12 protein-coding genes and 1 pseudogene are annotated in these 12,671 nt (G+C 69.9%); 8 read left to right on the plus strand and 5 right to left on the minus strand.

Annotation, left to right across the window (positions count from 1 at the left end; genetic code table 11):
* Nucleotides 1-17 precede the first annotated feature (17 nt).
* Nucleotides 18-698: an SDR family NAD(P)-dependent oxidoreductase gene (locus M2271_RS02205; protein WP_280885308.1), complete on the minus strand. Its 681-nt coding sequence runs from the start codon at nt 696-698 to the stop codon at nt 18-20.
* 44 nt (nt 699-742) lie between these two features.
* The gene (locus M2271_RS02210; protein WP_280885309.1) at nt 743-1,681 is read right to left on the minus strand and encodes an NADP-dependent oxidoreductase; all 939 of its coding nucleotides are present in this window, start codon (nt 1,679-1,681) and stop codon (nt 743-745) included.
* A gap of 101 nt (nt 1,682-1,782) precedes the next feature.
* Between M2271_RS02210 and M2271_RS02215 the strand changes: the two genes are divergently transcribed.
* Nucleotides 1,783-2,478 carry a TetR/AcrR family transcriptional regulator gene (locus M2271_RS02215; RefSeq protein ID WP_280885310.1) on the plus strand — a complete coding sequence of 232 codons (696 nt, stop codon included), beginning with the start codon at nt 1,783-1,785 and terminating at the stop codon, nt 2,476-2,478.
* 212 nt (nt 2,479-2,690) lie between these two features.
* Here the strand turns inward: M2271_RS02215 and M2271_RS02220 are convergent, their stop codons facing one another.
* From M2271_RS02220 to M2271_RS02230, 3 genes are all read right to left on the minus strand, one after another.
* The gene (locus tag M2271_RS02220) at nt 2,691-3,923 is read right to left on the minus strand and encodes an amino acid deaminase/aldolase (protein ID WP_280885311.1); all 1,233 of its coding nucleotides are present in this window, start codon (nt 3,921-3,923) and stop codon (nt 2,691-2,693) included.
* Complete coding sequence (locus tag M2271_RS02225; RefSeq protein WP_280885312.1) at nt 3,920-4,747, minus strand: SDR family oxidoreductase; 828 nt, start codon at nt 4,745-4,747, stop codon at nt 3,920-3,922. Before M2271_RS02225 ends, M2271_RS02220 begins: the two co-directional genes overlap by 4 nt.
* A 107-nt stretch (nt 4,748-4,854) precedes the next feature.
* Nucleotides 4,855-5,832, minus strand: coding sequence for an SMP-30/gluconolactonase/LRE family protein (locus M2271_RS02230; protein WP_280885313.1), 978 nt, complete (start codon nt 5,830-5,832; stop codon nt 4,855-4,857).
* Between the two features lie 162 nt (nt 5,833-5,994).
* On the opposite strand from M2271_RS02230, the gene M2271_RS02235 reads away from it, so the two are divergent.
* The 7 genes and pseudogenes from M2271_RS02235 to M2271_RS02265 form a co-directional block, all read left to right on the plus strand.
* The gene (locus tag M2271_RS02235) at nt 5,995-7,527 is read left to right on the plus strand and encodes a succinic semialdehyde dehydrogenase (RefSeq protein ID WP_280885314.1); all 1,533 of its coding nucleotides are present in this window, start codon (nt 5,995-5,997) and stop codon (nt 7,525-7,527) included.
* Between the two features lie 41 nt (nt 7,528-7,568).
* The gene (locus tag M2271_RS02240) at nt 7,569-8,378 is read left to right on the plus strand and encodes a class II aldolase/adducin family protein (RefSeq protein WP_280885315.1); all 810 of its coding nucleotides are present in this window, start codon (nt 7,569-7,571) and stop codon (nt 8,376-8,378) included.
* Nucleotides 8,379-8,387: 9 nt separating this feature from the next.
* Nucleotides 8,388-9,647, plus strand: a complete 1,260-nt coding sequence (locus M2271_RS02245; RefSeq protein WP_280885316.1) for an MFS transporter — start codon at nt 8,388-8,390, stop codon at nt 9,645-9,647.
* A gap of 60 nt (nt 9,648-9,707) precedes the next feature.
* The gene (locus M2271_RS02250) at nt 9,708-10,301 is read left to right on the plus strand and encodes a TetR/AcrR family transcriptional regulator (RefSeq protein WP_280885342.1); all 594 of its coding nucleotides are present in this window, start codon (nt 9,708-9,710) and stop codon (nt 10,299-10,301) included.
* Nucleotides 10,302-11,073: 772 nt separating this feature from the next.
* On the plus strand, nt 11,074-11,394 hold the full coding sequence (locus tag M2271_RS02255; RefSeq protein ID WP_280885317.1) for a thiamine pyrophosphate-dependent enzyme: 321 nt from the start codon (nt 11,074-11,076) through the stop codon (nt 11,392-11,394).
* Nucleotides 11,395-11,453: 59 nt separating this feature from the next.
* On the plus strand, nt 11,454-12,305 hold the full coding sequence (locus tag M2271_RS02260; protein ID WP_280885318.1) for an IS5 family transposase: 852 nt from the start codon (nt 11,454-11,456) through the stop codon (nt 12,303-12,305).
* 123 nt (nt 12,306-12,428) lie between these two features.
* A pseudogene (locus M2271_RS02265) lies at nt 12,429-12,575 on the plus strand (IS5/IS1182 family transposase); the annotation flags it as partial.
* Between the last annotated feature and the right edge of the window lie 96 nt (nt 12,576-12,671).

Raw genomic sequence — 12,671 nt, forward strand, 5'->3', positions numbered from 1 at the left:
GGGCGGCGGGTTGCTGGTCAGCCGTTGAAGACGAGTTCGGACTGGTCGCGGCGTTCGTACAGGTCCCAGTACAGGGGGGCGATCTGTTCGGGCGTGGCCGCAGGAATACCCTCGGGGCCGCCCTCACCGATCCAGGTGTTGATCGCCACGTGTGCGGCGGACACACCGCTGCCGGCCAGTTCGTTGTGGAGGTTGAGCACCCAGTTGCGCAGCGCACCGGCCGCGGCGTTGACGTTGCCGAACATCGGGACGGGATGGATGGAGCCCCCGCCGGTGGTGAACAGCAGCGTCCCGGCTCCGGCCTCCCGCATGGCGGGCAGCACCGTACGGGCGGCGGTGACGGCGCCGTAGAAGAGGTACTCGATCAGCGGCTGGAGGTTTTCCACCGTCACCTCGCTCGGGGTGGCGGTGGTGAAGCCGGGCACCGGCGAGTGCGGCGCCGGGGAGTACTCCAGTACGTCGATACCGCCGAAGCGCGCCTTGGCCGCGTCGAGGGCGGCGGTGAGGGAAGCGCGGTCCAGTACATCGGCGGGGAACGCGGCGGCCGTGATGCCCTCCTGGCCGAGCTGGGCGACGAGGGCGTCCAGCTTCTCCTTGGTCCGGGCGATGAGGGCGACGTCGAAGCCGCGCTTACCGAAGGTGCGGGCGATGGCCAGGCCCATGCCGGAGCCGGCGCCGACGATGGCGAGAGTGGGCATGATCAGATCTCTTCCGTGAGTGGTGCGGGCGGGGACGGGTCGGTTCAGGAGCAGGTGATGGCGAGCTTGCCGAGCGCACCGGCGCCGAATGCGGCCAGCGCGTCGGGGGCCTGCTCCAGGGCGTAGGAGGCGGTGACCGGGACGCGCAGCGCGCCGGAGACGGCGTCGGCGGCCAGGGTGGCGAGAGTCTGCGCGTTGGCGTCGGCCATCACCGCATGCGCGGTGATCTCCTGGCCCTCGACGGCGTCCGGGCCGAAGCCGAGGGTCGAGGCGATCCGCCCGCCCGGCCGCAGCAGCCCAGCGAGCTGGGCGCCGTCGCCCGCGAGGTGCAGCACCGCGTCCACACCGCCGGGCGCGATCTCCCGCACCTGGGCCTCCAGGTCACCGGTGAAGTCGACCAGGTGGATCTTTGAGCCGGTCAGGCCGGTGACGAAGCCGGCTTCCGCGCCGGGGCGGGCGGTGGCGATCACCTGCGCGCCCCGCGCGGCGGCGATCTGCACGGCCAGCGAGCCCACGCCACCGGTGGCGCCGGAGACCAGCACAGTCTCGCCCTTGCCCGGGTCCACCGCGTTCACGCTGTCCAGCGCGGCCGTGCCGGCCAGGCCCAGGGCACCCGCGTCCTGGGCACTCAGGCCCTCAGGGATCGGACAGACGCCGTATCCGGCGGGCACGGTGACGTACTGGGCCAGCGAGCCGGTGCCCAGGAAGGGCTTCATCACGACGCCGAAGACCGCGTCACCGACCACGAAGCTGTCGACACCGTCGCCGAGGGCCTCGACGGTGCCCGCGAAGTCCTTGCCCATCACGAGGGGGAAGCGGTGCTCCATCATGCCCTGCAGGTAGCCGGCGGCGGTGCCGGCGTCGAAGCCGTTCACGGAGGAGGCGGCCACCTTCACCAGCAGCTCACCGGCCTGCGGGTGCGGGGTGTCGACGTCGCTCACGACAGGAGTGGCGGGGACGGAGCCCAGGGTTACAGCGCGCACGACGATCTCCTTCAGCAAAAGTGGGACGGCCTTCCCGTTTCCACGATGCCAGCGTAGCAACATAAACGGGAAGGGCGTCCCACTTCGGTTACAGTGGGGGCATGACCGCCTCCGCAGTTCCCGCCGAACCTCCAGGCCAACAGCCCGAACCGGGTCTGCGCGCCGACGCCGAACGCAACCGCGAACGCATCCTGGCCGCCGCCCGCCGCCTCTACGCAACTGACGGTCTCGGCGTCTCCATGGCCTCCGTCGCCCGCGAGGCCGGCGTCGGCAAGGCAACCCTCTCCCGCCGCTTCGCCACGCGGGAGGAACTCATCACCGCGGTCTTCGCCGACCGCATGGACGCCTACGCCACCGCCGTCACCGAGGCTCTGGCCGACCCCGACCCCTGGCACGGCTTCGCCCGCTACATCGAAGCCATCTGCGCCATGCAGGCCGCCGACCGTGGTTTCGCCGAGGTCCTGACCATGACCTTCCCCGCCGCCAAGGCCCTCGAAGAGAGCCGGGCCGCCTCCTACCACGGCGTCGTCGAACTCATCGCCCGCGCTCAGGGCTCCGGGCACCTGCGCGAGGACTTCACCCACCAGGATCTCGTCATCCTGCTCATGGCCAACGCCGGCGTCATCGCCGCCACCGGCGACGCGGCCCCCGACAGCTGGCACCGTCTGGTCGGCCAGTTGCTCCGCGCTTTCGCCACCCCCGGCACCGATGCCCCGCCCCTGCCGGACGCCCCCGCACCCACCGCTCTGTACCGCGCCATGGTCCGCCTCACCCGCCCCGGAACCCAAACCCCCTGACACCACGGGCCGCCGTCCGCGAGCCCGACCGCGCGGGCCCGGCTCACTCCTGCCCGTCCTCTCGCCAAAGGCGTCCGCAGACAGGGCGCGGGCCGCGGCTGGCCCTTCCCGCCGAGCGCTACCTCGGCGCCGATTCCCGAGGAGACGCCGACGATCAGGAACGTCCGGTCGGTGATGCGCGCCGTGATATCCCTTCGCGTGAGGATGGCCGGTCACAGGAAGTGGCGGCCCTCGCCCCGGTACGTGGGTACGGTCTCCACCACTTCGCTGCCGCTTACCAGGTGCAGTTCGCCGACCCGCTCGCACAGTTCACCGGCCTTCGCGTGCCGCAGCCACACCCGGTCGCCGATGCGCAGGACCTGCGCGGGCTTGCCCACCAGGGGCGTCTGCACTTCCCCGAAGGCCTCGGTGCCGGTGACGCGCAGTCCCGGAGGCCAGGCCAGCGTGGGCAGCCGGTCTTTGCCGAGCGGGCCGGATGCCACCCAGCCACCGCCCAGGAGGGTGGCGATCTGCGCGGAGGGGCGGCGTACGACGGGCAGCACGAAGAACGCCGCCGGGGTGGGGCGGAACGTGCGGTAGAAGTCGAACAGGCCGGGACCGTACAGGCCCGATCCGGCGGCGAGTTCGGTGACGGCTTCTTCCCGTGTGGTGGTTTCCAGGCTGCCGGTTCCGCCGCCGTTGACGAACCGCAGCGGCGTCACCGCGCGTACGGCTTCGACCGCCGCTTCCCGCCGCTCGCGCAGTTCCTCGGCGGAGGCGCGCTGCATCGCCCGCAGGACGGCCCGCTTGAGCCGGGAGCCGGGCTGGTTGTCGCCGAGGCCCGCGATCTGGCCCTCGTAGCCCATGATTCCGGTGAGTTCGAAGCCCGGTCGGGACGCGACCTCGCGTGCGAACTCGGCCGCCTCCTGCGGGGTGTGCACTGGGGACCTGCGCGGGCCGAGGTGGAGGCGGCCGCCGGCCAGGCGCAGGGCCGCGTCCAGCTCCAGGCAGACGCGAATGCGGGTGCGCCGGGGGCCGGTTGCTGCGTCGATGAGGTCGAGATGGTCGACGGAGTCGACCATCAGAGTGATGCGGGAGGCGAGCCGTTCGTCGTCGGCCAGTTCGCGCAGGGCGGTGCGGTCCGCGGTGGGGTAGCCGACGACGATGTCGTCGAACTCGTCGGCCAGCCACAGTGCTTCGGGCAGGGTGAAGCCGAGGATGCCCTGGAATCCCGGGCGGTCCAGGGCGCGCCGGATGAGCGCGCGGGAGCGGAGCGACTTGCTTGCCAGCCGGATGGGCTTGCCGAGAGCTCGGCGTTCGAGGTCGAGGGCGTTGGCGTCGAAGGCGTCCAGGTCGATGACGCCGAAGGGGGGTTCCAGGCCTGCGGTGGCTGCCCGCATCCGGTCGACCTGCCCCTGCTGCGCCGGCGCCGAAGGGGTCCTGGTGGTGAAGGTTTCGAGGGTCACCTGCTGCCTCCCTGCTCGCGCGCCGTGACGGGGGCCGGACCGGCACCGGGGCTGCGGCGCTTGGCCATCGCCGCCACCTTGGGAATCGCGAAGTGCATGAGCCGGGGGAACACGCCGACAGCCCGCTGGAAGCGTCCGGCGAGGGCGGGTTGGACGACCTCGACGGGCTTCTTCGCGATCGCGTCGACGATCACCGAGGCGACCTGCTCCGGGCTGAGCGACTTCTCGGCGAAAGCGATCACCGAGCTGGGATCGGCGATCTCCTGCTCCAGCATGGGGGTGCGGGTGCTGGGCGGATGCACGATGCTGAAGGTGACCGGTCCGCCCTGCTCCTCGATGGCGACACTGTGATGGAAGGCGCGCAGCCCGTGCTTGGTCGCGCCGTAGCTGGTGTAACCGATCAGTGGCATGAACGAGCTCATGCTGCAGACGGTGATGATGTGCCCGTGGCCCTGCGTGCGCATCCGGGGCAGTGCGGCCATCATTCCGGCCATCGGGCCGATCAGGTTGACCTCCACCATGTGGCGGTGCTGGGCCATCGACAACTGCCGCGCATAGCCCGTGTGGATGATCCCGGCGTTGTTGATGAGGACCTCGACGGGCCCGAGCCGGGACGCGACGGTGTCGAAGGCCGCCTCCCAGGCGTCCTCGTCGCGGATGTCCAGCTCGACCGCGCAGGCGGCGGAGCCCAGTACGGTGGCCAGCAGGCTGGCGCCGGCGATGTCGATGTCGGCGAGGGCGACCCGGTGGCCGCGCCGTACCGCTTCCCGTGCGGTCGCGGCGCCGATCCCGCTGGCCGCGCCGGTGATCAGGACGACACTCATCGCAGCCTCCCGCCGTACGTGTTGCCGTGGACGGGAAGGGCGCCGTCCATCTGGTGTCCGTGCATGTGAACTCCCTGAGAAGTGAGCCGGGTTGACGAAGTCCGTGATCAGGACGGCAGGACGTACGCCTCCAGCCGCGACGCGTTGAGCTGCGCCGCACGCGGCGGATGGTCGGTGGCGATGGTCGCGGCGTAGAGGGTGTCGCCTCCGGGGCCGGGGGCGACCAGGCAGCTGAGTGTCCGCTGGCTGGTGGCGACGCGGTCCAGGACGGTGCCGCCGGGGCCGACCCGGACGCACTCGCCGCGCAGGGCGTTGGCGACCCAGGCCGTGCCGTCCTTGCCGGGGGCGATGCCGTCCGGGGCGATGGGGCTGCTGGAGCGATCCGCGATCGCCTGGTGGTCAAGGAGAGCCGAGACGCGGCGGGTGATGTGGCCGATCGGACCGGGGTTGTTGACGGCCTTCCACAGCCAGGATTCGATCAAGGGAGCCCACAGGCGCGGCGGGCCCAGTTGTCCGTCCGGCAGCACGGGCATCGCTGTGAGGCGCATCGCCAGTGTCTCGGCGACCAGCATGGTCTGTCCGTCGTCCGTGAGGAACAGGCCGTTGGGGAAGACCATCGGCTCGCTCAGGCCGAGGAGTTCGCCCTCCGGCGAGTAGCACGCGATCGGCGCCTTGGGGACACCCGGGGGCGCGTAGATCATGGAGTTGGGCTTTTCGCTGATGAAGGCGTGGTAGTCGAATCCGAAGTTTCCGACGTAGGCGCGGCCCTGCTTGTCGACGAACATGTCGTTGACGTTGCCGCCGGCGATGTCCTTGAGGTCCGCGTGCACGACCAGGGTGCCGTCGGGCTCCTGCCGGTAGACGCAGCGCCCCTCCATCGAGACGACCAGCATCCGGCCGTCGGGCAGGAAGCCGAGGCCGCCCGCCCGGCCGGGGACCTCCACGATCATCTCGGGCCGGCCGACGGTGTCCCAGCGGTGCACCGTTCCGTGGGCGAGATCGCAGAACCACAGCGCGTCGTCGTGCCAGCGCAACGATTCCAGAACGCCGAATCCATCCAGAACAACAGTGGCCTTTGGTCGCACTCCTGCCTCCTGAGGGTGGTCGTGCCAGGCGTTGGGTTTCCGCTACGGTCGCCCACCGTTCAGAAGTAAGTCAAGCGTCTTGGACGCTTGACTTACTTCTCTCGGGGTCCTCATCCTGGGACGAACGCCCGCCCTCAGCGATCGGCTGGAGAGCCCATGGTCGTGCCCATCGAAGAAAGCCCCACTCCGACTACCGGCCGCAAGGAGGAGTCGCTCCCGGTCCTGGATCCCGCGACGGGCAAGCAGCTTGCCGACGTCGCCGTCACCGACCCGGCCGCAGTGCACACGGTGGTGAAGGCCGCCCGCGCGGCCCAGCCCGCCTGGCGCGCGCTCGGCTTCCGCGGCCGTCGCGCCGTCTTCGCCACCAGCCGACGATGGCTGCTCGACAACCGCGACCGCGTGATCGACACGATCGTCGGCGAGACGGGCAAGGCCCGCGAGGAAGCCGTCATCGAGTTCGTCTACATGGTCACGGCCATGTCCTACTGGGCGCGCACCGCCCCGGCCCACCTGCGCACCCGCCGGGTACGCTCCCTCTCCCCGTTCGTCCTCGGCCGCACCATGTACACGCGCCGCGAGCCCGTCGGCGTCGTCGGCGTGATCGGCCCCTGGAACCAACCCCTGATCAACTCCTTCGGCGACGCGATCCCCGCCCTGGCGGCCGGGAACGCCGTGGTCCTCAAGCCGTCGGAGGAGACCCCGCTGACCGGGCTGCTGATGCGCGAGATGATCCGCGACTGCGGCTACCCGCCCGGCGTCTTCCAGGTCATCCCCGGCGCGGGCGCCACCGGCCGGGCCCTCGCCGACGAGGCGGACTTCGTGATGTTCACCGGCTCCACCGCCACCGGCCGCAAGGTCGCCGCCCGCGCGGCCGAGCGCCTGGTCCCCAGCTCCCTCGAACTCGGCGGCAAGGACGCCCTGCTGGTGCTCGCCGACGCCCCGCTGGACCGCGCGGTGAACGTCGCCGTGCACGGCGCCTTCTTCAACGCCGGGCAGACCTGCACCTCCATCGAACGGGTCTACGTCGAGGAACCGCTCTACGAGGAGTTCGTCACCCGCGTACGCGAACTGACCGAACGGCTCACGGTGGGCCGGCCCGGCGGACTCGGCACCGCCGACATCGGCGCCATCACCCACCCGCCCCAACTCGACGTCATCGACGACCACGTCAAGGACGCCGTCGCCCAGGGCGCACGCGTCCTCACCGGTGGCCGCCCCCTCGAAGGCCCCGGCCGGTTCTACCCCCCGACCGTCCTGGTCGACGTCGACCACACCATGCGCTGCATGCGCGAGGAGACCTTCGGCCCGACCCTGCCGATCATGAAGGTCCGCGACGCCGAGGAAGCCGTACGCCTGATCAACGACAGCGACTACGGCCTCCAGGCTTCCATCGTCACCCGCGACACCCGCCGCGCCCGCGCCATCGCCGCCCGGCTGAAGGTCGGCGCCGTCACCGTCAACGACACCCAGTCCAACTACCTCGCCCTCGGCCTGCCCATGGGCGGCTGGCGCCAGTCCGGGCTCGGCGTACGTCACGGCGCCGAAGGCATCCGCAAGTACACCAAGACCCAGTCGGTCATGGTCAACAAGCACCCGCTGCGCCGCGACGTGCACATGATGCCGTTCCGGCCGAGCGGATACCGCTTCGTCCTGCGGCTCGTCGACGTCCTGGGCGGACGCTTCCGCACCCGCTGAGACCCCGCCGCTCTCACCATCCCCGAAAGGAACCAACCCCCATGACGATCGAAATGACCGAGCAGCAGAAAGCATCCGTCGGACCCCTGCCGGAGGGCCTCGAACTTCCCCTGCCCCGGACCGACTTGACGGTCGAGGAGGAGCGGGAGGTGCGCAAGCAGGAACTGGCCGCCGCCTTCCGGCTCTTCGCGCGGTTCGGCTTCTCCGAAGGAGTGGCCGGCCACATCACCGCCCGGGACCCGGAGAACCCCGAATGGTTCTGGGTGAACCCGTTCGGCATGCACTTCTCCCAGATCAAGGTCTCCGACCTGATCCTCGTCGACCACGCCGGCAAGGTCGTCGAAGGCCGCCGCCCCGTCAACCGCGCCGCGTTCTGCATCCATTCCGAGGTGCACCGCGCCCGCCCCGACGTGGTCGCCGCCGCACACACCCACTCCCTCCACGGCAAGTCCTTCTCCACACTCGGCATCCCGCTCGACCCGATCACCCAGGACGCCTGCGCCTTCTACGAGGACCACGGCATCTACAGCGACTACCGCGGCGTCGTCAACGACACCGAGGAAGGGCGCCGGATCGGCGTCGCCCTGGGTGACAAGAAGGCGGTGATCCTGAAGAACCACGGACTGCTGACCGTCGGTGCCTCCGTCGCCGAGGCAGCCTGGTACTTCATCACCATGGAACGCAGCTGTCAGGCCCAGCTGCTGGCCATGGCCGCGGGCACCCCGACGCTGATCGACGCCGACACCGCGACGACCGTACGCGAACAGATCGCCGGCCCCTTGCCCGGCTGGTTCCAGTTCCGGCCGCTGTGGGACCAGATCACCAGCCTCGAACCCGACCTCTTCGACTAGTCCGTGGCCATGTACGAGGAAGCAGCGGCCGCCCTGCCGCAGACGCAGCCGCCGGCCGGCGCGGAGCCGACCGAGCGGGTCTCGCGCGGCTGGACCGCTCGCTTCAGCCTGGCGTGGCTGGGCTTCTGGGCGGCCCAGTTCGTGCCGGTCCAGCTGACCCTTCCCGACGAACTGGAGCGGATCGACCCCGCGCACAAGATCCGGGACTTCGGCGCGATCACGGGTGCGGCCGCGGTGATCTCCCTGCTCACTCTGCCGTTGTGCGGAGCGCTGTGCGACCGGACGCGTTCGCGGTGGGGGCGGCGCAGGGTGTGGATGGCCGCCGGTGTCGCCCTCACGGCCGCCGGCCTCGTCCTCGCGGGCTTCCAGGCCACCCCGATCGGGCTGGGCCTGGCGTGGCTGTGGGTCACCGTCGGCATCAGCGCCACTACGGCGGGACTGACCGCCACCGTGGCCGACCAGGTACCCGAGGGGCAACGGGGCATGATCTCCGGAGCGATGTACGCCCCGCAAGCCGTCGGCATCGTGGCCGGGATCGCCGCAGTCAGCGCGTTCGGACTGAACAGCGCCCAGACCTACCGCATGCTGGCCGCCGCGCTCGTCCTCTGCGCGATCCCCTTCATCCTCCGCTACCGCGACACCGCGCCGGTCGCCGCGCCCCCGTCCTCCCTGTGGTCGCCCCGGCGGGGCATGCGAGCGGCTCCGCGCGGACCCGACTTCCGCTGGGCACTGACCAGCCGACTCATGGTCAACCTGGCCAACACACTCGGCGTCTGCTACCTGCTGTACTTCCTCACGGACCAGGTCCACGCCGTGAATCCCGAAGACGCGCTCCTGCTGCTGACCCTGCTCTACGTCCTGGGCATGCTGGTCACGAGTGTGCTCGGGGGCGCGCTCTCGGACCGGCTCGGGCGACGACGGGTCTTCGTGGGCGTCGCCGTGGTCCTCCAGGGCGCCGCCGCGCTCGCCCTGGCCCTCGTACCGAGCCTGAAGGTGGCCACGTTCGCGGCAGCGGTGTTCGGTGCTGGGTTCGGCACCTACATGTCGGTCGACCAGGCCCTGGTCACCGCCGTCCTGCCCGATGCCGGATCCCGCGCCAGGGACCTGGGCCTGATGAACATCGCGTCCCTCGTCCCCCAGGCGTTCGCGCCGCTTGCGGCCGGCCTGATCATCACCACCCTCGGCGGATACCCCGCCCTCTACGTGACCACCGCCGTGACCGCGGCACTCAGCGGGTTCGCCGTCCTGCGCGTACGAGCTGTTCGCTGACGGCTGGTTATTCTTGCCCACGAACCCGCAGGTGAAGAGAGAGGAGAACGCGTGCCCCGCATGGCGGCGAACGACCGGAGGGCCGAGCTCCTCGAAGCGGCGATCCGGGTGATGGCGCGAGACGGCGTGGCCAAGGCCACCACCCGCGCGATCGTCAACGAGGCCGGCATGACCCTCGGGGCGTTCCACTACTGCTTCACATCCCGCGCGCAGATGCTCGAACTCGTCACGGAGACCCTCACCGAGCGGTACGTCGCCGAGGTGCGCGGCTTGTTCGCGCCGCACAGGGAGATCCGTGACAGCGTCCTCGACAGCCTGCACGCGTTCTGGAAGGGGTTCGAGGCCAACCCGGGGGAGCACCAGATGAGTTACGAGCTCACCCAGTACGCCCTGCGCAACCCCGGCTTCGAGAACGTCGCCAAGAGGCAGTACGAGATCTTCCTGAGCGCCTTCTCCTCCCTCCTCGAACTGGCCGCCGACAATGCCGGGATCGAGTGGACGGCACCTGTACCGGTCCTCGCCCGGTACGTGCAGTCGACGGTCGACGGCCTCAACATGGCCTGGCTCGTCGACCGCAACAGCGAAGACAGCCAGGCGGCCCTGGAGATGCTCGCCGACCACCTCCTCCTGCACGCCCGTCCTCGGGCCTCCTGACCCGACCCCCAGGGGCCGGCGCTCAGCCCATGGCGCAGCCCGGTTCGCGCCAAAGGCGGGCGACGCACTGTGCGCCGGCCTGTCCGTCCCCGGCGATCTCGCCTCGGGCACGACGACACGCCACTGGCCGCCGTGTTCGTGCCTTCGGTCTCCAGCGTGGTTCACCGACACCGCCGGCCTGGGCCGCCGGTGCCGTTCGTCGTCGCCGATGAGGCCCAGCGTGCGCAGTCGGGGCGCCATGGCGCTGGGGGAGACCTTGGTACTCCCAGGACAGCGACAGCAGCGTCTGCTTGTCCGGACGCGGCTGCGCGCGGCCCGCTCAAGCAACTCGGCGCGGGGCATGAGCAGTTCGGCTGCGAAGGCGTTGGCCTGGGTCTGCGCCCGTGTGCGGTCCAGCTGGGGACGATGTGCTCCGCGAGAGGGTGGTCGATGGCGTCCTCGGCCAGGATGTGGCCCGGTTCGCGGGCCGGGTGAAGCGTTGACGCGTCCGCCAGTCCGTACGACGACCAGGACGAGCCCGAACGTGACGGTGCGGCAGGAACCCGAACCGGTCCGGCGCACCACGCAGCACCGTGCCAGGCGCTGGGCCGCCGCCGGCGGCAGGACAGCGGCGGCCGCGGAGTACGGTCATGCCAGGTCCCCCGCCAGGTTGTGCAGGTTCTCGCGGACGCGGGTGAGGCGTTCCTCCGCGGTGAGCCAGCGGGCCCTCGAGCCGCGGTGATCCTTTCAACCGGTTTTGTACGGTCAACGGTGGATCTTCGAGCAGGAAGTAATGCCTGATGACAGACGTGACAGTGTCGGCGGAGGCCGTGGAGGAAGTGCAGCCTGCGGGGAGATGGGCGGTGAGGGCGCGCAGTGGATCGGCATGGCGCCCTTCACCGACCACGAGCACTTCGTGCAGAACATCGGTGACGGCATCTTCATGTACTCGGGAAGCCTCGCCGTCAGGGCCGCGGTCGCGGCCGGCGTCGACATCACCTACAAGCTGCTGTACAACTCCGCGGTGGCGATGACCAGCGGCCAGGACGCGGTCGGCGCCCTGCCCGTCGACAGGGTCGCCCGGTTGTTGCTTCTTAGAGGGCATCTGATCTAGGTAGTTGGTGTTCTGGGATGTTTTTGTGACTGCCGTCGTTGGCGGTCGTTGGGTCAGGCGTGAGTGTTCGTCGTCCGTACCGCAGTGATGTGTCCGATGCCCGCTGGGCCTTGATCGAACCGGTCTTCACCGCCTGGCGGGCGAGACGGACCGGCCCCGGTACAGCGGCCCGGGTGCACGACCTGCGAGAGATCGTCAACGCGATCCTCTATGTCAACCGCACCGGCATCCCGTGGGAGTACCTGCCGCACGACTTCCCGCCCTACAAGACCGTCTACGACTACTACGCGAAGTGGGAAACCGACGGCACCACCCAGCAGGTCCACGACCTGTTACGCGACAAGACCCGCCGATTACATGGCCGCCGCGCGGAGCCCACCGCGGCCGTGGTCGACGCGCAGAGCGTGAAGACCTCGGCAAACGTCGCCGAGACCAGCCAGGGCATCGACGCCGGCAAGAAAATCAAAGGACGCAAACGCCACCTGATCACGGACACACTCGGCCTGGTGCTGGCCGTCCTCGTCACCGCTGCGAACGTCCACGACACAACCGGCGGCAAGCTCCTGCTCGACGACCTGGCCGCGGCACATCCCAGCGTCACCAAGGTCTGGGCAGACGGCGGTTACCAGAACAGCATCTTCAACCACGGCGCCCGGTTGGGCATCGACGTCCAAGTGGTGCAGCGACCGCGGACCAAGGGGTTCGAACCGCTGCCGAAACGGTGGGTGATCGAGCGGACCTTCGGCTGGCTGATGCAGCACCGCCGTCTGGCACGGGACTACGAAGCCCTCCCGCAGAGATCGAGAGCGATGATCCACTGGGCGATGGCTAACAAAATGGCCCGCGAACTCACCGGAGAATCCGTACCAACCTGGCGAATCGAAACGGACAACCCGGATGCATCAACGTGAATACTGATCAGATGCTCTCTTAGAGCTCGCGCGGATAGGCGCGGTTGGGGACCCCGGCGACAGAACGGGCACAGATCCCGGTGATCATGGAGTTGCGACGCTCTGTGACCACTGAGGAGACCTGTGCCCGCTTTGCCATCATGGCTCACCGAACCGCTCTGGGGCCAATTCGTGGCTCTGCTGCCCGAGCGGCCGGAGTTCCATCCGGACCGTCCACTCGGCTGCCACCGCCGGCGCATCAGTGACCGGATCATCTTCGACAAGATGCTGCTGTCGACGGTCAGGCAATTCCCCACGATCTGCATGATCAGCGTCATGTAATTCCCCACCCCTGCGATCACGACTCCCCATGGGGACAGCGAATCC

This window comes from Streptomyces sp. LBL (assembly GCF_029893585.1).
In the GTDB taxonomy this organism is placed as follows: domain Bacteria; phylum Actinomycetota; class Actinomycetes; order Streptomycetales; family Streptomycetaceae; genus Streptomyces.

Bases quoted from the DNA above. Each gene is read 5' to 3' on its own strand.
- M2271_RS02205 (WP_280885308.1), bottom strand. From the start codon at position 698: ATGCCCACTCTCGCCATCGTCGGCGCCGGCTCCGGCATGGGCCTGGCC.
- M2271_RS02215 (WP_280885310.1), top strand. From the start codon at position 1,783: ATGACCGCCTCCGCAGTTCCCGCCGAACCTCCAGGCCAACAGCCCGAA.
- M2271_RS02225 (WP_280885312.1), bottom strand. From the start codon at position 4,747: ATGAGTGTCGTCCTGATCACCGGCGCGGCCAGCGGGATCGGCGCCGCG.
- M2271_RS02240 (WP_280885315.1), top strand. From the start codon at position 7,569: ATGACGATCGAAATGACCGAGCAGCAGAAAGCATCCGTCGGACCCCTG.
- M2271_RS02245 (WP_280885316.1), top strand. From the start codon at position 8,388: ATGTACGAGGAAGCAGCGGCCGCCCTGCCGCAGACGCAGCCGCCGGCC.
- M2271_RS02250 (WP_280885342.1), top strand. From the start codon at position 9,708: ATGGCGGCGAACGACCGGAGGGCCGAGCTCCTCGAAGCGGCGATCCGG.
- M2271_RS02255 (WP_280885317.1), top strand. From the start codon at position 11,074: ATGCCTGATGACAGACGTGACAGTGTCGGCGGAGGCCGTGGAGGAAGT.